Origin of the sequence: Trichocoleus desertorum AS-A10 (genome assembly GCF_039962155.1) — a bacterium.
Lineage (GTDB): Bacteria > Cyanobacteriota > Cyanobacteriia > FACHB-46 > FACHB-46 > Trichocoleus.
Map to the genome: position 1 here is coordinate 1 of NZ_JAMPKN010000030.1, position 17,542 is coordinate 17,542.

The 17,542-nt window shown below is 49.6% G+C and carries 27 protein-coding genes; 15 read left to right on the top strand and 12 right to left on the bottom strand.

The window, feature by feature from the left end; translation table 11 throughout:
* The 9 genes from NDA01_RS24000 to NDA01_RS24040 form a co-directional block, all read right to left on the bottom strand.
* On the bottom strand, window positions 1-2,642 hold a 2,642-nt coding region (locus tag NDA01_RS24000; RefSeq protein ID WP_348229975.1), incomplete at its 3' end, for a plasmid replication protein, CyRepA1 family.
* Window positions 2,639-4,261, bottom strand: a complete 1,623-nt coding sequence (locus tag NDA01_RS24005; protein ID WP_348229976.1) for a DEAD/DEAH box helicase — start codon at window positions 4,259-4,261, stop codon at window positions 2,639-2,641. The genes NDA01_RS24000 and NDA01_RS24005, both read right to left, overlap by 4 nt.
* Window positions 4,258-4,419, bottom strand: a complete 162-nt coding sequence (locus NDA01_RS24010) for a hypothetical protein (protein WP_348229977.1) — start codon at window positions 4,417-4,419, stop codon at window positions 4,258-4,260. Before NDA01_RS24010 ends, NDA01_RS24005 begins: the two co-directional genes overlap by 4 nt.
* Before the next feature lie 200 nt (window positions 4,420-4,619).
* Window positions 4,620-4,799, bottom strand: a complete 180-nt coding sequence (locus NDA01_RS24015; protein WP_348229978.1) for a ribbon-helix-helix domain-containing protein — start codon at window positions 4,797-4,799, stop codon at window positions 4,620-4,622.
* Between the two features lie 182 nt (window positions 4,800-4,981).
* The gene (locus tag NDA01_RS24020) at window positions 4,982-5,719 is read right to left on the bottom strand and encodes a hypothetical protein (RefSeq protein WP_348229979.1); all 738 of its coding nucleotides are present in this window, start codon (window positions 5,717-5,719) and stop codon (window positions 4,982-4,984) included.
* A gap of 343 nt (window positions 5,720-6,062) precedes the next feature.
* Window positions 6,063-6,923 (bottom strand): hypothetical protein, encoded by an 861-nt coding sequence (locus NDA01_RS24025; protein WP_348229980.1) that lies wholly within the window; start codon window positions 6,921-6,923, stop codon window positions 6,063-6,065.
* Between the two features lie 8 nt (window positions 6,924-6,931).
* A complete protein-coding gene (locus NDA01_RS24030) occupies window positions 6,932-7,300 on the bottom strand; it encodes a hypothetical protein (RefSeq protein WP_348229981.1) in 369 nt (122 codons plus the stop codon).
* 23 nt (window positions 7,301-7,323) lie between these two features.
* On the bottom strand, window positions 7,324-7,680 hold the full coding sequence (locus NDA01_RS24035; RefSeq protein WP_348229982.1) for a hypothetical protein: 357 nt from the start codon (window positions 7,678-7,680) through the stop codon (window positions 7,324-7,326).
* 68 nt (window positions 7,681-7,748) lie between these two features.
* Window positions 7,749-7,997: a helix-turn-helix transcriptional regulator gene (locus NDA01_RS24040; protein WP_348229983.1), complete on the bottom strand. Its 249-nt coding sequence runs from the start codon at window positions 7,995-7,997 to the stop codon at window positions 7,749-7,751.
* Between the two features lie 171 nt (window positions 7,998-8,168).
* On the opposite strand from NDA01_RS24040, the gene NDA01_RS24045 reads away from it, so the two are divergent.
* The 8 genes from NDA01_RS24045 to NDA01_RS24080 are packed head-to-tail and all read left to right on the top strand — an operon-like array spanning window position 8,169 to window position 10,665.
* Window positions 8,169-8,480 carry a hypothetical protein gene (locus NDA01_RS24045; RefSeq protein WP_348229984.1) on the top strand — a complete coding sequence of 104 codons (312 nt, stop codon included), beginning with the start codon at window positions 8,169-8,171 and terminating at the stop codon, window positions 8,478-8,480.
* Between the two features lie 2 nt (window positions 8,481-8,482).
* Window positions 8,483-8,728, top strand: a complete 246-nt coding sequence (locus NDA01_RS24050) for a hypothetical protein (protein ID WP_348229985.1) — start codon at window positions 8,483-8,485, stop codon at window positions 8,726-8,728.
* A gap of 2 nt (window positions 8,729-8,730) precedes the next feature.
* The gene (locus NDA01_RS24055; protein WP_348229986.1) at window positions 8,731-9,057 is read left to right on the top strand and encodes a hypothetical protein; all 327 of its coding nucleotides are present in this window, start codon (window positions 8,731-8,733) and stop codon (window positions 9,055-9,057) included.
* A gap of 2 nt (window positions 9,058-9,059) precedes the next feature.
* Window positions 9,060-9,383 carry a hypothetical protein gene (locus tag NDA01_RS24060; RefSeq protein ID WP_348229987.1) on the top strand — a complete coding sequence of 108 codons (324 nt, stop codon included), beginning with the start codon at window positions 9,060-9,062 and terminating at the stop codon, window positions 9,381-9,383.
* Window positions 9,384-9,385: 2 nt separating this feature from the next.
* Window positions 9,386-9,670 (top strand): hypothetical protein, encoded by a 285-nt coding sequence (locus NDA01_RS24065; RefSeq protein ID WP_348229988.1) that lies wholly within the window; start codon window positions 9,386-9,388, stop codon window positions 9,668-9,670.
* Window positions 9,667-10,188, top strand: a complete 522-nt coding sequence (locus NDA01_RS24070; RefSeq protein WP_348229989.1) for a hypothetical protein — start codon at window positions 9,667-9,669, stop codon at window positions 10,186-10,188. The genes NDA01_RS24065 and NDA01_RS24070 overlap by 4 nt, the downstream gene beginning before the upstream one ends.
* Window positions 10,189-10,191: 3 nt before the next feature.
* On the top strand, window positions 10,192-10,395 hold the full coding sequence (locus tag NDA01_RS24075; RefSeq protein WP_348229990.1) for a hypothetical protein: 204 nt from the start codon (window positions 10,192-10,194) through the stop codon (window positions 10,393-10,395).
* 9 nt (window positions 10,396-10,404) lie between these two features.
* A complete protein-coding gene (locus NDA01_RS24080; protein WP_348229991.1) occupies window positions 10,405-10,665 on the top strand; it encodes a hypothetical protein in 261 nt (86 codons plus the stop codon).
* Window positions 10,666-10,723: 58 nt separating this feature from the next.
* Here the strand turns inward: NDA01_RS24080 and NDA01_RS24085 are convergent, their stop codons facing one another.
* Window positions 10,724-10,978: a helix-turn-helix transcriptional regulator gene (locus tag NDA01_RS24085; protein WP_348229992.1), complete on the bottom strand. Its 255-nt coding sequence runs from the start codon at window positions 10,976-10,978 to the stop codon at window positions 10,724-10,726.
* 114 nt (window positions 10,979-11,092) lie between these two features.
* On the opposite strand from NDA01_RS24085, the gene NDA01_RS24090 reads away from it, so the two are divergent.
* The 3 genes from NDA01_RS24090 to NDA01_RS24100 all read left to right on the top strand — a co-directional run bounded on the left by NDA01_RS24090 (window position 11,093) and on the right by NDA01_RS24100 (window position 14,010).
* Window positions 11,093-11,767 (top strand): hypothetical protein, encoded by a 675-nt coding sequence (locus tag NDA01_RS24090; RefSeq protein ID WP_348229993.1) that lies wholly within the window; start codon window positions 11,093-11,095, stop codon window positions 11,765-11,767.
* 225 nt (window positions 11,768-11,992) lie between these two features.
* Entirely contained in the window at window positions 11,993-12,397 is a 405-nt protein-coding gene (locus tag NDA01_RS24095; RefSeq protein ID WP_348229994.1) for a hypothetical protein, read from the top strand.
* Window positions 12,398-12,573: 176 nt separating this feature from the next.
* On the top strand, window positions 12,574-14,010 hold the full coding sequence (locus NDA01_RS24100) for an SNIPE associated domain-containing protein (protein WP_348229995.1): 1,437 nt from the start codon (window positions 12,574-12,576) through the stop codon (window positions 14,008-14,010).
* 158 nt (window positions 14,011-14,168) lie between these two features.
* On the opposite strand, the gene NDA01_RS24105 is transcribed toward NDA01_RS24100, so the two are convergent.
* Together NDA01_RS24105 and NDA01_RS24110 are read right to left on the bottom strand one after the other, a co-directional pair.
* Window positions 14,169-14,795: a hypothetical protein gene (locus NDA01_RS24105; protein WP_348229996.1), complete on the bottom strand. Its 627-nt coding sequence runs from the start codon at window positions 14,793-14,795 to the stop codon at window positions 14,169-14,171.
* A complete protein-coding gene (locus NDA01_RS24110) occupies window positions 14,779-15,180 on the bottom strand; it encodes a hypothetical protein (protein ID WP_348229997.1) in 402 nt (133 codons plus the stop codon). The genes NDA01_RS24105 and NDA01_RS24110 overlap by 17 nt, the downstream gene beginning before the upstream one ends.
* Before the next feature lie 437 nt (window positions 15,181-15,617).
* On the opposite strand from NDA01_RS24110, the gene NDA01_RS24115 reads away from it, so the two are divergent.
* Genes NDA01_RS24115 through NDA01_RS24130 form a run of 4 tightly spaced genes read left to right on the top strand, consistent with a single transcriptional unit; the run spans window position 15,618 to window position 17,541 of the window.
* Window positions 15,618-16,097, top strand: a complete 480-nt coding sequence (locus NDA01_RS24115) for a hypothetical protein (protein WP_348229998.1) — start codon at window positions 15,618-15,620, stop codon at window positions 16,095-16,097.
* Between the two features lies 1 nt (window position 16,098).
* On the top strand, window positions 16,099-16,650 hold the full coding sequence (locus tag NDA01_RS24120; RefSeq protein WP_348229999.1) for a hypothetical protein: 552 nt from the start codon (window positions 16,099-16,101) through the stop codon (window positions 16,648-16,650).
* A complete protein-coding gene (locus NDA01_RS24125) occupies window positions 16,637-17,041 on the top strand; it encodes a hypothetical protein (protein ID WP_348230000.1) in 405 nt (134 codons plus the stop codon). Before NDA01_RS24120 ends, NDA01_RS24125 begins: the two co-directional genes overlap by 14 nt.
* A gap of 8 nt (window positions 17,042-17,049) precedes the next feature.
* Window positions 17,050-17,541: a hypothetical protein gene (locus NDA01_RS24130; RefSeq protein WP_348230001.1), complete on the top strand. Its 492-nt coding sequence runs from the start codon at window positions 17,050-17,052 to the stop codon at window positions 17,539-17,541.
* The last annotated feature ends 1 nt before the right edge of the window (window position 17,542 follow it).

Below are 17,542 nucleotides of genomic sequence, written 5' to 3' on the forward strand. Positions count from 1 at the left end.
TCCAGCCCTGGCAATTTATCCTCTAGCAGGCGCTTCTGAGCCTTTCGGCGTTCATCCTCCGTGCTGTTGTTACTCTCCAGAATGGTGAGTGCATGAGAAACAGTGATATCAAATGTCTTTGCTGCTGCCCATTTCTGGGCTTCTAATGAATCAAGCTCTTCCCGTGCTTCTCGGCGCAGTTTAGCGTAAGGCTTGGACTTTCCAGCATCCACCTCAATCACTGTATTCCCGGTATCTCGCCAATATTGCAGCAGCCGTTCCCGCATGTTTACCCTAGCTCCATTGGTGCGAGCTTGGAAACGTGCCCAGTACTTCAGCCAGAGCTTATCAGGTGATTCGGAGTTTGGGTCTAGGAGCTGGTTGAATTTATCTAGCCAGCCATTGTTCTCAGTGTCAGCAGCGGTTAGCGCCTCAGCCAAATTAATAAGTCTGCTCAGCTGCTCTTTGTTCTGATTCAAATCTTTGAGCAGCGTTTCAGGGTTGAGCGATCGCCCGCCCTCGTCGTATGCTGCGTACTCCTTGACATAGCCAAAGCAGGGAATTGGCAAGCGATAGCGATTGATTGTCTGTATCTGCGATCGCGTTTCTAGGTGAACGAGGTGAAATGCTTGCTGAACAAAGTAAGGGATTGTGATATCAATGCCGGATTCAGCACTGGGTGAGAGTAGCAGCAGCGTAGGCTTGAGAGCGGCAATTGCTGCATTGGGATTCCGCATGAAATCCTTGATTTCATCAAGTTCTGTGGTCTTGCCGTCCACCCTAACGACACGCTGAGGAGGCAGGTCACTATCCTGCTCCATTCTTAGAACTATGCTTTCCACTTCCTCCAGGTACTTCTGGGAATCGGATACTACGATTAAGGGCTGAGCCTGAGTGAGGAAAGAGCAAATCTCTTCTGTTGTTTTGGATGGTGAATCAAAGACTCTGATTTCCCTAGCTAAATCTGGAATCCAATGATTAGTTACCAGTTGAAGTGGTACTTCAGCTCCCGCGACTTCTTGCAAAAAGTCGATGGGTAAGTCTGTCAAATCAGCTTCACCCCCAATGATGAAGCCGCCACGAGCTACTACTTCTTTCAGTAGTTTTTGAAAATGCAACAGAATGTGACCAAGATTCTTACTGTCGATTGTTCCACCCTGCAAAAGGTGTCTGAATCCAGCATCAACTTCATCCAAAAATAGTAAAGGATGATCACCCAGTTCCGAGAGATCAAGTTTAAGGATGCTGTCGTAGCATAGAGCCTTGGTGCTAGCAGCATTAAGTGCTCTTGTATCCGTAAAACCTTTGTGCTGAAAGGCAGAAATATGATGAATTCCAAGCCTTTCACCTAGTTGAAGCAAGAGCAAATTCCGAGCACCAAGTGCCAATATTTTGCTGTATGGGTATTGCTTGCGATGCTGTTGAGTCAGCCTCCTGAATGTCTCGCTTTTCCCACAGCCGCAAGGCCCCGATAGTAGTAAAGCTGAGCCTTCTTCTGGTAATTCAAGCTCTCCTATGTAACGCTGATTTAGTTCAAGAGTTGGCTTGCGAGTCAGTGAGTTGAGCGATCGCTGGATGCGGTCAATCTTTTCACGATAGGCAGCCGCCTTGCGTTGTTTCTCTGCCTCATGGTCATGCTCCCGTCGCCCCTCCTGTGGCTGGGCTAAAGCATCGCGTTTTGCTTGGCTTGGCCTGTGGGCCATGGGAAAGTTGAACCCGTATTGCCGAGCGATAAAAAAGAGGGTACCAATGCCAATGCCAGATCGCCGGAAGCTCTTGATTTTCTGAGGAATATTCCAGGTTGTGCCTCGAATACTAGGCGACCATTGCTCAGCGATCGCCTCTGCTTCAGATGGGCCGTAATGATCAACGAGTGCCATTAAGACTTGACGGCACTCATCATAATTATTCGATCCTGGCTGACGTGGAGGGATGTAGTTGAGCGCCTGCTGAATCAGCGCTTCAATGTCCCATTCTTCATCCTGTGCCAACTGCTTGAATTGCTCTCGCTTCGCTGCGATTTGCAGTAATTGAGCTTGTCGCTTGGCCTTTTCTTCGTTTGCCAGCGCGATCGCCCGTGCTTGCCAATCCTCAGGCAAAGCAGCAGTTGAGTTGAATAGGGGGACTTCTGCTTTTGTGTTGCCGTAGAAGACTCGTGAGGCGTCCTTGCAGGCAGGATCATGAGGCAATTGCTCCATGAGTAGCCGCACCATTGCCTCGTAGGTTTCAACGTCAGAGATGACCTCTGGCAGCAGAAACACCATTCTGAACTTGTGCCACTCAGGGGTGTGCGAAGCGCTGGTATAGATGAGCGCACAATGTTGCTCAATAAAGGGATGCGCGATCGCTTCCTCTAACGTCAGTTGGTGCTTAAATACCTTGATCGTTTGCCCGTGCTCATCCTTAACGGGCTTTCCATCCTCATTCCTCTCAATGTCACTGTTATCGACATCTAGCAAAATCCACTGGGAGCCTATGACAGCGGCCTTGGAGCGTCTTTGTCCTCCTAATAGGCCAGCGCATAAGGCATGACCTTGCTTAACGTGCTCAACTACATCCGCAAATGTGCCTGTGAGATCCTGATAGCCAGTTGCTAGCAGCTCGAAATTCCAGTCTTTATTTACCCCATGCGGGTTTACAGCAAATTGGATAGAGGTATTCATGCTTCACCTCCAACCGTAGCGATCGCTTGCTGCCAGCCCTTGCCAAACTCACGCCTCATCCAGAGGTTAACCCATCCCACATCCTTGTCTTTGCGCTGGGCTACCCCTTGCACAAACCGAAGGTAGGCACGAATGCTATCAGTGGTTGGGCTGTCCCCAAATACAGCACCTAAGCCCCAATCATCAGGTGCCCAATGCCCAAACTGGTCTTTGAACTTTCTAGCAGCGTAACCCGGTGAGATTTGGCGTTCGTAAGCTTCCTTAGCGAGAGCCCGATAGACATTGAAGCGCTCCTTATCCTCATTGCTCAGCAGCCGCTCCAGCGCCTGTATAGGAGTTAGTTTCTCCTTGACAGGGAACTGATAGCCGCAGTGCCTGCACCTCATTTCAAAAGTAGAAAGGATGGCTCCGCATCCTTCATGTCCTAGGTGGTCGTGTTCATCCTTGGGACAAACCTTTGTAGGAGCGACCCCACTAACGTCTCGCCCTTCTTCAAGGCTGACCTGCTTCAGATCCTCGACAAAACCGAATTGCCGGACGTTACCTGCCTGGTCTAAGACGATGCAATCAGTTTTTCCTGTCTCTGGGCTAATCCTTAACCCTCGGCCAATCTGTTGGAAGTAGAGAGCCTTGCTCTTAGTGGGACGGCAAAGCAGAACTGCTGATACAGAGGGAACATCAAATCCCTCTTGAAGAGCAGCACAGCTCGTCACAACCAAGATTTCACCAGCTGCCAGCATTTCGTAAATGCGATTACGAACTGGGATAGGCGTTGTCCCATCAACGTGGGCTGCTGAGATGCCAGCGGCTTGGAATGCCTCGCAGAGGTGCAAAGAATGGGAAATGCTGACGGTAAAGGCAAGCGTCTGTCGTCCCTCTGCTAAACGAAACCATTCGTCAACAGCTCGTTTAATTAACTCTGGGCGATCGCAAGCAACTGATAAATCACTCTCGGCAAAATCACCTGCTAACGTTCTGACTCCCTTCAGGTCAGCTTGGGGCAAAGCATAGTAAGACGGTTTGACTAGATAACCGCTATCCATCAGCTGATGGGGCATTGGTGCTGCTACCAAGGCATTGAAGCGATCGCCCATCCCCTCTTTTTTGCTCAGCCGCCAAGGCGTGGCAGTGAAGCCTAGGTAAGTCGAATTTGGGTAAATGCAATCCATCATCCGCTCGACGACAGCAGCCCACGCGGTGACATGCGCTTCGTCCAGGATGACAATGTCCGCCTTAAATTCTTTCCACCAATGGCGACGGGGTAGTGTCTGAATGCTGGCGATTTGAACTAGCGCGTCTCGGTTCTCTGCCCATCCAGCTTTAATAAAGCCACAATCAATGCCAAAGCGCCGTAATTTCTCATGGGTTTGCTTGATGAGAACGTCGCGGTGGACAACGATTAGAACTCGTTGCCCTTTAGCAACGGCATCAGCAATCAGTGAACAAAAAATTATGGTTTTGCCAGCGCCTGTAGGGGCAACTACTAGAATCCGGTCGATCAAGCTGTCGTTGGTTCGATAAACCTCTTCCTTAACCCGTGCTTGGTAAGGACGCAGCGTCATTGACTGGGCCAGCGCTGGAAGTATGGCGATCGCCTTCTGAGGTGCCAGAGCGATCATGCTGCATCTCCTGCTGTTAGAAGATGCGATCGCAAGCTCTGAAAGAATTTAGTAAGTTCAGCTTGAGATTGAGTCCGGTTTTGAGACTTTTGAGACTCAATGTGTTGCAATGAGACTGAAGCCTGTGCCACAATTGGCTCAGGAAGATAGATTTTCATTAGAGCAGTCCTTTACGTCGTGGTTAGGGGCTGCTCTCTGCTTTTTCGCTTGCTCTGACTCATACCCTTTAGAACGGGTTGAGTGCTAACGTTGAGATTAAGAAATAAAAGTACTGGTTGGTTGTCCCAGTTTTCGCGAATCGGTACCACCCGATTCAGCTTTGATAGAGCGGCGAAAATGCAGAGAGCCAGCCTTTTTTTTATGGAATAGCGGGCGTTGCTAACTCTCTAAGATACTGGCGTAGGGCAAGCCGAATTAATGCTGTTTTTGTAGTCCCCTCCGCTTGGGCCTGATTAACTAAAGTTCGGTACTCAAGTTCATTCAGCTTGGTGGTTACAGGTGTATTGAGGGGTATGGCTTCGGTTCTAAACGGGGACATTCTTTTTCTCCATAAATCCACTATTAGTGCACCATCCTATTTGTACTGTTCCCGGTTTTGGTTCTCGACGACTTTGCCTCTACGACTATCTAACCATTACTGCACTCCTTCGGCGTTTTTTTTATTAAAGTCTGTAACCCTTGCAGGGCAAGGCTTCCACAGGTATGTATTTTTTCTAGGGTTTATTTTGCAAGTACAGGCATAGGAGTGAGGGCTTTTCCCTGTCCGTCCCTGACGAAAAGCTTTCCTTTTTCGCAAACTATATTCCTCCACTCTTTCTTGCCCAACTCGCCTACCCAAGCTGTATAAGCGTGGATGAAACCCTTTTGCTTGTTTTTCCCTCGCTCTCCTCTCCAGTACTTTCTGTCAAAGCCTGGGGAAGCTGTAGCGAGTGCGATTGAAGCTTCAAGTAGCCGCCACAAATGAGGGGTTTTGTCTGGATCGCTGAAATTTACATAATCTCGAAGTTGTTTAACAACATCTCTCCTTTCCGCTAAGTCAGATGTTTTACCTCTGTGTCCATCCGGCTGGAAGATTTCGGCAAAATCCCTATTCTTCATTTCATTAGCAACTGCCTGAAACCAGATGTAGCCAGAGGCGTAAGATGCGCTGTGCTTTGTCGCTCCGTAGGATTGAATGCAAAGCTCTAGAATGCTAAGCAATAAATCACCGAAAGGTTCAAAGTCACGAATGATTGCGTTTCTTCGATCAAGTTTGTAGTTGGGAAGCCATTTCTTTTTAACTAGCCAATGCAGGGCTAGTGACCAATGGCCTAGTAGAATTTCAGCTCTAGTCTGACTGTTTGGATCGTTGTCTAGGACCAGAAAGGGTTGCTCTAGAGCATTAAGCGTTCGACGGGCTTCTCCTCCAATAAGGTTTAACGGCAGTGCTGGAATAGTAAGGGTTTGTATCTCAGTCACTAATTTCTGCTTCCTTACGTTCTTGGCATCAACAGTTGGGAAATTCGTGCTTTATGATGGCTCGTCTCTACTTTTATTTCAAGGTCACTAACTTTAAAGTTGATAGAAGTAATCGTCCTACTTATCGGTCAATCCCTCATCGTTGGAAGTATTACCCTGCTTGACTTGGCGTTGTTGCTGCTCTTTTTTGAATTACAAGTGCTTTTTTTGAAGCGCCTGTACTATTGGGTCTTTAGCCATCAGCTTTCCTCCTCACCTCTTCTGTTTTGATGTTGCTATGGTTTTGCAGCGCTCCAGATGCACCAGTAGTGGCGATCGCCTCATCCAACAATTTTCCTTGCCATCAAATTCCAGCTTCAATCAACGCTTGCTGAAGCATTTCTGAGATTGCTAGCTGCTCAGCCCACTCTGCGAGGTAGGCATAGTTCAGAGTGTCAACCTGAACTTTGAGAACCCCCAGGACATCACGCCACTGTTTCTCGGATTGGTTGCCACGCCCCCACAGCAGCTTTGCCAGGATTAAATCTTCAGGGGCAATCACCCACACTTGGAGCAGCTCAGCTTCATCGATCGCCTCTAAGCGGCGGCGGGCCATCTTTGAGCGATCGAAATTCGTATTGGCATTGAGAACAAGGTCAGCATTTAACAACTGCTCCATGTGAGTGACACTCAGTGTCTGCCCCCGTCCCTCTGCAATCTCCTCTACGGCTCCAGGTGGGCAATAGAAACCTGCTTGTCCCAAAGCTTCGGCAAGCTGAAAAATATCTTCCCGTCGCGCTTCAACGACCAAATCCATATCGCGAGTGGTGCGGGGGTCGCCATACATACTGGCTGCAACTCCACCCGTGATGTAGTAGGGAATTCTTAGTTGCTCAAAAATGGGGTGAAGTAGTCGGGCTATCTCACTAGGGTCTTGCGTCCACATGGCGGGGTCATTCGTTGGAGTCAGGCAGGGCAACCACTTTTCGCCCAAAACAGATTGAGCAAATCGCTCTCGAAACTTTGTTTGATTAGCTTTCTGCATCCCTCGCAAAGAGGCCGCTTTTGCCCATCGGGTGAGTCCTATGGCAATTGCCAATCGTTGAGTGTTGCTGCGTTGCCGCAAAAGCTGAAACTGAACGACATCAGCCTCAATGTTGGTGTCTGAAGCTTGGGGCCTATACCCAGGTTTGATGCTTAGTTTTTGGGGGATGGCTTGAATCATGGCGATCGCTAACCTGCCTTTAAGTTGTCTTGGGGAATAGCCAATAGCTTCTCAAACTCGGTGACATGGATTTGCCACGTAGCACGTTCGCATGGCTCATCCTTGAGTCTAGGAACTTGGCGGTAATGCACTCCATACTGGCACTCACAATCTCGACCAAGCTCTCTGAATCGCTCAGCTCTGCGGACATGCTGCATCACGCCGCGCCTATCAATACAGAGAAGGTCAGCGGCATTCTGTGGTGATACCCAAGGACCGCTAATACCGTGAACCTGAAAGATTCGCTCCATCCATTCTTGCTGGGCGGCTAGTTTTTTCTGTTCAGCCTCCAACTTAGTAATCTGCTCTTGCAGGTAGGCAAGTGTTAGTTGTGCCATGTGCGATCGCCTCACATTACTCGTTAGTTTTCGGTACCAGCATCGCCACGTCGTTGGTCTTGTAGGTATTCAAGGATGCGGTGATTCTCGGTTTGTAATCCTCGGACCTCTGACTGCATCTGCTGCATCACTGCGCGATCTGCTGCTGCCTGCTCTACAACGCCTGTGAACCATCCAGCTGTTTCGCTAGCCAGCCCAGCGATTTGATGCTCTAGGTGATTAAATCTTTCGCTGAACGTGGAGCGCATCTCATCCACACTTCTTGTTAGCGCGTTCACGCTTCCGGCAAGCTGATTGATTTGATTCGAGTTTGCCTCGGTTACAGCTAGTAATGCGGCTAGCCGTCGATCCACATCATCAAAACGCTGATCTGTTGTCATAGTGTTTGCCCTGAGTTGTGATCGCGCCAATTTTTAAGTTTTTAAGATGGCGGCGGATTAGGTAAGAGCTAACTCTTTTCTGATTTGCTCTTTTTTTGCTGTGTTTCCTCAAAAGCTTTTGAAAGTTCCTCAACAGTGCATTGGTAAAGACGAGTCAATCGGAGCGTCTCACTAGGGTTGAGGCTTGGTATATAAGTGCCAGCTTCCCAGAATCGAATTGTAGAAACAGACTTACTAAGCTCTACCGCAACCCGCTCAGCTGTTAATCCAGCTTTTTCCCGCAGTTCCTTAAGGTCCATAAAAACGATCTTTAGCACGTCACCTCCTTAAGATTACTTGTCTTGTTGACCAGTCTAATCTAGCTTGCTAGTCTAGTCAACATTTGACAAGTCTAGTTAACTAGACTAGATTACTAATAGAGAGGGCGCTCCGGTCTCCACAACTAAAGCGCCCTCTCTAAAAAAGCAACCCATACAGGCCACAAGATTATGCTAACTCAAACTCCTCTCCCATCAAACACTTCAGCGATCGCCCCTGTTGCTCCTTCCACCACCCCCACTCAATCTGGCGAAGATGAGCGTGGCAGTGGTCGCCTGTACTGCACACATCCCAACGCGATCAAGTATCCACAGCACACCTACCGTGCGATCGCCCAGATTACTCACAAGTCAGGCAAGCAAGCCACTGCCGATGTGGTGGTGATCAATCCTTGCAGAGCCGCGATCGACAAATGTCTGGATGCTGTGCTCGGCTCTGGTTGGCATACCGTTTCCTTTCAATGGGCTGACACTTCCTTCTAGCCATGAGAAGGGGCGATCGCAAGGTCGCCCACTATGACAGCTATTCCCCGCGATCGCGGTTTCGCTATTCCAGCTTGTCATCCATACCGGAAGCAGCGAAGCGGGCACCCCACACCCCACTGGAATCATTTATGGCATTGTCCATAGCCCAAAGATTACCCCCTGGCTTTTGGCACTTCATCCACCTCGACAACGGCATTGACGATGAAGCCCACGAAGCCAGCCTCACCGAATCAGAAGAGATTTAATCATGGAAATCATTCAATTCCCCTATCGTGGCTGGATTCTCAAGGTCACGCCTGATTCAGATGGATATACGGCCCATCTCAGTCACCCGCGACAGCAAGCTGATAACGAATTCTTCGTGGTAGCTACTGGCTTTGACTCGGCTTGTGATGCTGCTAAAGCTGCAATGCTTTTAGCCGATGTAAGTACAGCAGAGTTGGCTATTCGTGAAGTGCTGAACGACATGATGAACAGCGATCGCCTCTCACAGAAAGAATTCAACCACCTAGCCGTATCCATTCGTGGTGTATGGCGTAAAGAGAAGCCCATTAGAGCATCAGTGGAGTCCTAGCCATGCAAGCAATCGAACTTTCTTATCGTGGCTACGGCATCAAAGTCACGCCAGATTCAAACGGATGGACAAACTATCTTAGATTCCCTCATTGGAAGCCTGAAGAATTCATCAAGCTCGATCAATACGACTTCGCTTCTGATGCGGTACACGCTTCTATGTGCTGGATTGAGTGGCAGTCAACAAACTCAATAATTCGTGAAGTCCTGCAAGAGGAAGTGGATAGCGATCGCTTATCCCTCACAGAATTCACCCACCTATCTAGATCCGCAGTTCAAGAAGGCTGGAAGAAGAGAGTTCCCGCCAGAGTCTCGGTGGAGTCCTAGTTATGGATATTTTCACCGACGAAGACAAGCGTTTCTATGCTTGGCTATCCCGTGTTGGAGAGCCGCAATCTGCAAGAGCTTTTATCAAGGACGGAACGATTGAGATTCACGTTAGCGACAAGTATCAAGCTGGGGCGCTATGGCGATCGCTGCCCATTCTTAAGCTCGGCCAAGGCTCACTGAAGCACGTGGATCTCTGGGTAGGCAAAAGACTGTATCTCTACACCCGGCACCGCAGAACACTAGATGACCTCGTTACAGGAACACCAGGGAGGAAGCAGCCATGATACTCAAGAATCTTGTAAGACAGAAGCTTGCGTTAGAAAAATTTGACTGTTCCATTCGGGCTGGAGACTCATGGGATAGGGTTACACTCTTTTGCAAATCTCTAGAGGACTGCGATCGCCTAGTCGAATACCCACTCCTAGGCGACATGCTCAAGGGTGCCCACGAACTCGGTCTTGAAGCTATCGACATCAATTTCAGCAGAGAGTTGATCTACACATTCCACGTGGAAATACTGCTGGCCTACGACAAAACTACATCCTTGTTTGATTACTTGTTTTTCAAGATGGTGGGTTCAGTCAAGGAGCCGCAGAAAATCACAATTGAAGTCAAGGAAAGCAGCGTGATTGTGCGTTTATTGCCCGATGAAGCTGAGGTAGCGGATCGGATTTGGCGAGATTATTACGGCGCTCTTTGGCTTGCTGGCTACCACTTGGAAGCATGGGAAGGCGATCGCCAATATGCCAGCTCAAGATGTTGCTTCAAGAGCAGAAGAACCCAACCCGCGGAGGAAGCGTAAGACATGGATGAAAGGTTCTTCAAATGGCTTGCTCTCGTAAAGACAGCTTCTGATGTAATTCCACAGTCCGATCGCTTTACCGTTCTTACCGATTGCGTTGACGAAGCTGATGAACTCTGGCGATCGCGACATCTACTCGACAGACCTCTAGAGATCATCGTCGGTCGTCGTTACACCCCCAGTGTTGAACTCCAGAAAAATTGGTAAAGGTGCAACATGCGAACCAAAACTAAAGCTATTTGCATGCAGCTGCCGCACAACATCCGTAAACCTAAATTTCGTTTTTGGCAGCGGGTGAGAATTGATGACGAATGGGAGGACTATGGCGTGATCGTCGGCATAGATTATGCAACAGAAACTGGTTTTGCTAAGGCCGAGCGCGGCTGGTGGTATTCTATCGAGTTAGACGAGAGTATTCCTCGTAAACGATTCGAGCCTGTTAGGAGTGCTGCGGAAGCAGACCTGAAAGCTTTATAGTTCCATCACTGCATTTACACCCTTGCGGCCCACTTCTCTGAGGTGGGCTTTTTGCTGGCTATAGGTTGCGATCGCCTGGCTTCCTTCCTGGTTTCTTACGCTTTTGTTCAGTGCGTGACACATCAATAGCCTCAGAGAATTCCTCCAGAGTGCATTGATAAGCCGCTAACACCTGCATCATTTCTCTTGGTTCCAGCTTGGGAATAGATCGTCCTGCCTCCCAATTGCGGATAGTGCCGCTCGATTTGCCGCAGCTTTCGGCTATCCGCTCAGCTGTCAGTCCCGCCCTCTGCCTGAGTTCTTCGATATTCATCAAATCTTTAATCATTAATTGATTGACAATTCAAAAATATCATAGTAGTTTAGATACATGCAAACAAACCGCATCGCTTCAAGCGGTTTTCACCACACGCAGAGGTTTTTTACAATGCAACTCTCCACAATCGCTCAAATCAAGTCCGCAGTATTCGCTCAAATCACAGCTTCCACCGCTTCCCAAGTTAAAGACTGGGCCGAGCGCCACGGCTTGAATGTTGACCTCCGCACCAAGGCTGGTTGGCAGCAAGTGCTAGAGGCGATCGCAGTTCAGTTAAAGCCTGCCGCCGAGCAAGCGATCGCCACTGCCAAGGAAGCAGCCGTAGCGGTACGTGATGCCGACTACGGGCAGCTCAAGCAAGACGTTTACGACAAGGCACTACAATTCAAGGTCGCCGCTGTAGATGGCACACTTGATGCCTATGCCACTCTCAAACAGCATTGGGGGCCAGCGCTTCGCCTCACTTGGGATATAGCTAGATTGGTTACCCTTTGGACTGCGATCGCCGCCATCTACTGCCTACGCGCTGGACAACAGTTTCGAGCTTTTGTGGATGAACTGGAATATACGGGCATGGGTCCGCATCAGATTGCATGGTGCTTTGCTAATCCGCTGGCAAAGAGAGCGCGTAAGCTGGGCTACGTGACGCGCGATCGCGTTCAAGTTTGGGCGCTAAACAGATTTGCCGAAGTCAAGCGCCTCGCTCGGCTACGGAGAGTCCGCGAGGCTGTGGCCTATGGAGCGGTTAGTTTCGCAGGTGTTGCTACAGCTGGCTTAATCGGCTAAAAGTTCCGGGGGTGCTCTTCCACCCCTTCTTGCCCGATCGCTCTACCCCTTTTCAGTCAGGAGTGGGGCGATCGCTATGGTAGGCAACGGGTTGGATAAACTTCCACTCCATGCAGTGGATCGGTTGGAAGTGCGGCAACATCTCATTTTCAGAGATGGATGAACTGCGTCAAAAGTGCGTCAAGGCTGCGTCAGAAGTGCGGCAAAAATCAATAACAGAAGTCAATGAAAGCGGATTCATACTCCATTGGCGCTAAAGGTGCGTCAAGAGTGCGTCAGAACTGCGTCAAAGCTACAGTTTGGAAGATTCGCCGCAACTACTACGGCCCGGATTGGATCAGTTTGGAAGACTTGCGGCAAGTGTCCGACGGTCACGCGACACGCGACGCGACGGTCACGCGACGGCAGGCGTTAGGTATGGCACAGAAACTAAACCATCGCTGGGCGTTTTGGGGAAGCGATCGCCAAACAGGTTACGGCAGCGGCACAATATCGCAGATTGTGTTAGAGGGTGATAGAAGGTGCCAAATGGTGTCCTACGTGATTGGATTGTTGCTGTTATTTCCCTCTCAGCCTGACAAACTGTGCCAATGGGTGCTGGCTTGTGACAACGTGTGCTCGTGTGAATAAGCGATCGCGGGCACAGAGATTGCCCTTGGTAGGCAGCTCTAAACAACTAAGGAGAACAGTCTCAGGAAAGGTAGCACACTGCTATCTTTTGGCTATTGCGGGCGCAAAAGTTTTTTAAAACTCGATTCTTGAACCCTCATCGGGGCACCTTGAAGTGGAGCCCCTAGCAAGTAGCCATGACCTATCTTCTACTCTTTTTATCGTTGGGACTGACAACGGCTTTGGTTGTCGTCCTTAGACAGAAGCAGCAACGTCAGAATGAACTCGCGATTGCTCAGCAACGTCTCAAAGAGTTTGACCGAAAGTACGGTGGGCTGATTTCGAAAGATGAAGCAGAAAAGCAGCTAGAAGCTCAAATCAAAGCTCTCACCGAGAAGGCGATCGTTCTCACTCAACAATCTGAAAGCAAGGAACGCGAGATTGCAGATAAAACTTCAGCTTTGCAAGCAAGATTTGAGGAGCAAGCCAGCCGCTTAACCCAACAAGCTAAAGCTAAAAAGCAGGAAATTGATAGTCAAATTTCTATCCTTCAGAGCCAACTCAAGGAACTGGAGGAACAAGACTTTATTGAATCATTTGGTTTTTATGAGTCAAAGTACGACTTTCAAGAGGCAGAGGAATACAAGCAGCGTTTAGACCAGATTCGTTCCGATCAGAAGCAGATGGTTAAAGACAAAACAGCTGCTGTTTGCAACACCCAATGGGAAGTTAGTGGCAGCATTAAGGAAGGCAAGAAAATGACTGACAACTTCCTCAAGCTGGCACTCCGGGCCTTTAATGGTGAATGTGATGCGGCGGTGGCAAAAGTCAAGTACAGCAACGTACAACCTATGGAGAACCGAATTCGAAAAGCCTATGAGTCTCTAAACAAGTTGTCAGTGACCACCCATTGTGAGATTACCCCACGTTATTTAGATTTGAAGCTGCAAGAGCTTTGGCTAGCTCACGAATATCAGGAGAAGCGATATCAAGAGCAAGAGGAGCAGCGGGCAATTCGTGAGCAGATGCGTGAAGAAGAGCGTGCTTCAAGGGAATTAGAAAAGTCGAAGCAAGAAGCTGAGCAGGAAGAACGCCGCTATCAAGAGGCACTAGAGAAAGCTCAGCGAGATGTAGAGACGACCACAGGTAAAGCTCAAGAGAAACTCCAACGGCAGATAGAGGAGCTACAACAACGACTTGCTGAGGCTGAGGCGCGACAGCGAGCTGTCTCTCAGGCCCAAATGACAAAAATGGGATTCGTCTATGTCATCTCAAATATTGGCTCTTTTGGCGAGGGTGTTTACAAGATTGGAATGACCCGCCGCCTTGAGCCAATGGATCGAGTGAAGGAGCTGGGTGACGCTTCGGTACCCTTCCCATTTGATGTTCATGCAATGATTTCCTGTGAGAATGCACCAGCGATCGAATCCCTTTTGCATCAACGGTTTAATCACAGACGGGTTAACAAGATAAATGAGCGGAAGGAGTTTTTCCGCGTTTCAATTGAGGAAATTGTTGCTGCTGTGCAAGATATTGACGAGGAACTTCAAACCTGTCGATCTGAAGTTAGGTTTACAAAAGCTGCTGAAGCAGCTGAGTTTCGCAAGACATGCGCCAAGGAGAGGGATGACTAGAAGGGGTAAAGGGCGATCGCTCACTCCGTTGCTAGCAATGCCTCTACTTTACTAATGCGTTGCATTGCTCTTTTCCATTTTTTCTCCTGCTTAACTAGGACTGTGGGCATCCTGGCCTATGGGCTTCTCGATTTTTCGAGCTACGGCGATCTAGACTACTAAACCCCGAGCGTCAAACGACACGGAACGCCATCAAACTGAATTAAGTAGGCATGCCTTACTAACTCTTGCTTTGTCCTGTTGTATGACCCGTCAGCCTCTTGTGCCCACTTCCATGACCAATACTCTAGTTCTCTGATGCCTTTGTCATGCTTGAGCGATCGCATGATTCGCCCTAACTCCTCCACATCCCAGAGCGGGGTTAGATCTGAACCGATCATCTGGTGATAGGGCTTACCGTGACTTGGCGTGACTGCAAAGTTAGCCGCCACAATCTTGTTGTCTCCAGTGGTGGTGATGCAGGCAGAGACTTCAGAACTGGCGATCGCCACCATTAACTCAGCGTCAGTTGCTCTGCTTAAGTCCCTGGAACTGGGCACCTCTAAACCGAACGCTAGCTTGCGATCGGTTCCTGGTATCCGCTCAATGGGTTGAGCCTGGTCGTCTGAGCAAATCAGTAGGTCTACGCCTAGCCGAGTCGCTATATCTTTCAAACTCTGCTTGGCACCTTGCAACAGTTCTTCGGCTGCTGTGTGTTTAGGAGCTACCAACTTTAACCCGTCAATAACAGGATGCACTTGCCATGTACAGGGGAGAAGGTGATGCAGCTCAGTGGCATGTTGCATTAGTCGTCTCCTCATCTAGCAGGGGCAGAGATTCTAAATACTCTTCACTTACGCCTAAAGCATTTGCAATTCTAACCAACTCTAGTTCAGTCGGCTGTTTCTTGCCGTCGCGGATGGCTGCCAACTTTTCAGGATTCAACTTAGTCTGGGTCAGTTTATCCCAATTGGTGCAGATGGCATGAGCCAAGCTTCTGAACTGAGGGCGATCGCGTTCCAGCGCCTGAGCCATGCGCTTGTACTTTTCAACCCCCGCATCAAACCCTAGCCGGAAGAAGTCCAAAGCAATCGCGCTAAGAGGTAGCTTCCACTGCTCCGCGATTGGGGTGATGGTAGCGAGCTCGTCAGCGTTTACTGTGATGCGGATTTGGTTGCGTCGGTTGGTCATACGTGTCTTGGGCGAGACACCTTAAGCCTAGCCTAAGTTACTAGAACATCTCAAACCTTTGCGGTCTAAGGTTTTAGGTGTTCCGAGCAAGCCTCCCGTTTTTAGGTGTTCCGCTAAGCAAAAAGCATTGAGTTTAAAAGCCTCTGGTTTCAGCGCTGACTGACACGACCTGCCGACCTGAATCAATTTGTCAGGGGTGACGTGACAGCAGAGCTAAGCAGGGCACTCATTTAAGCCTCTAGGTGTTCCGATGGCGCGGAACACTTGACACGGAACACCTAAGTTTTTCTGATAACCCCCAGCACCCCCACAGAAAGACTTCTGGCTTCTAGTGGGTGACACAACCTGACAAACCACCCTGAAAGCCTTCCGCAACTCCCTAGATTTGTGTGCTATTAGTTAGAGACACAAGAGACACATGAGACACCAAAGGAAAAATGCTACTGCTACCAGGTCACGAGGTAATGGAGAAATGCAGCCTAGTCTACGGTCGCACCATGACCGATCGGACTTGGCGCAAGTGGAAGCGAGCTTGTGAGATTCCCCCGGCTCATCCCCATGTGGGTGAGTGGCTGACTGAGTTCCAGGTTAAGTGCTTGCTGGTACTCGCTTACCTAAAGAAGCAGAATCCTTGGAATCAGTACAGCTATGAGCAAGTGCTAGTGGAGATGGCGAAGCTGCGACGCAAGAAGGAACAAGCCAAGTTTCTAGATGCGATCGCTGAGACTCCGGTGAACACGTTAGTTCAGCCCTGCTATGGGCGCGACCTACACAAGACACTGGAGCGGCTGACAGGCTGTGACATCAACCCCCGGCGCTTGTACCGAATTGCTGAACGACATGGGCAGAAGTTCAGCAAGGCCAAGCAGTACAGCACCAAGCAGATCAACTGGTGGATTGAAAAATTAGGAGCATGACATGACCATTGCTGAAATTCAAAAAGCTTTTGCTGATAACGGTTTCAACTTCACTGAAGCGGAAGTAGAGGAGAAGCTGACTTCTGCCAAGATGACTGCTGACGAAGTTGATAGCGAGATGATGGCGGTTTGGCTGGAAGCAATGCAGCAACAACAGAGCAAGCCTGCCAAAGCGGGTAAGACTGGAGGACTCGCCAAGGGTAAGCCCGCCCAACCTCCAGCACAAGCACCAACTCAGCCACCCCAAGCGATTGACCTAGAGACACAGCAGGCGATCGCCAATAGCGTCAACGGTTTGCAATCTCAGGTAGTCAACTACGTTGGGCAGCAAGAGACTCAGCTTGCCGAGATTCGCAACATGCTAGGCGACTACAACCGGGGCTTGGGCTTGCGTCTTTGGGGCGGGGTCGCTGCTGACCTTCAAGCTCAGGGAAGTTACAACATCGACATCGATCGGATGATGCAAACTTCCTGGGGCAATGTGAAAGCTGACCTTCAGAGCAAAATTGCTGAGGTGAATGCAGCGGCAGGGGTGAGGGATGCAGCAGCTTGAGGCTCCCCCGCAAGTGCCAGAGCTTTCACTAGACATGGTGAAAGACTTCCTTGCTCAACTGGTCCAAGCCCAGGCAATCAAAGAGCAAGAAGCCGCCCAACTGATAGCCGAGTTTATGGGCGGTTCACCAGAACGAATCCTGTCTCTAGTTAATCAGTACCTTGAGGCGCAAGGGGTTCCCGCTAATCCGCGCTTGGTCAGCCTCAACTTCTGGGGCAGTCCGATCGCAGTCAACCTGCATCTGATAGACAAAGTTCTTTCACCTGTCACTATCGACGGGTTTATTGCCCGGATGAGTGCAGCGCTGATAGCCAGCATCCTTTTAATGTTTGGGGTTAACGCACTCTTCCCCCCAGTCCAACCAACCATAGCAACCGAGGTGAACCAATGAGCGGAATCATGTCTTTGTTCTTCGGTGGTGGCAAGAACACCGTTGACGCTAAGAGAACGGGTGGCAGTGCGATCGAGAAGCATCGCAAAGCAGACCGAGATAAGTACTGGGGGCCGAACAAACTACCAGAGTCAATGATCTGGTCAACGGTTAAGCACCCAGAGAGGCCAGAGAACGTAACCCCTGAGCAGTTGGGGCAGACTCTAGCCCTGGCGCAGCAGCGGAAAGAGAATGCTGAACGGTTCAAGAAAACGATGGAATGCTACAAGCAAATCTCGGACGCTGATCGCATTGAGCATGAGTCTCTGAGGGACTTCCAGAACCATGAGATGAAGAATGTTCAGGTCAAGGTCAAGGCCAATGAGAAGCAGGCAGCACTAGCCCAAGGTATGAGCGTTGACTTGTTCCAGCGTGACCGAGCTTTTGAAGCAATCGAAGCACAGCACACCGCAATGGTGAATGAGCTGAATGTTTGGACCCAATCCATTGACCTGAACTGAA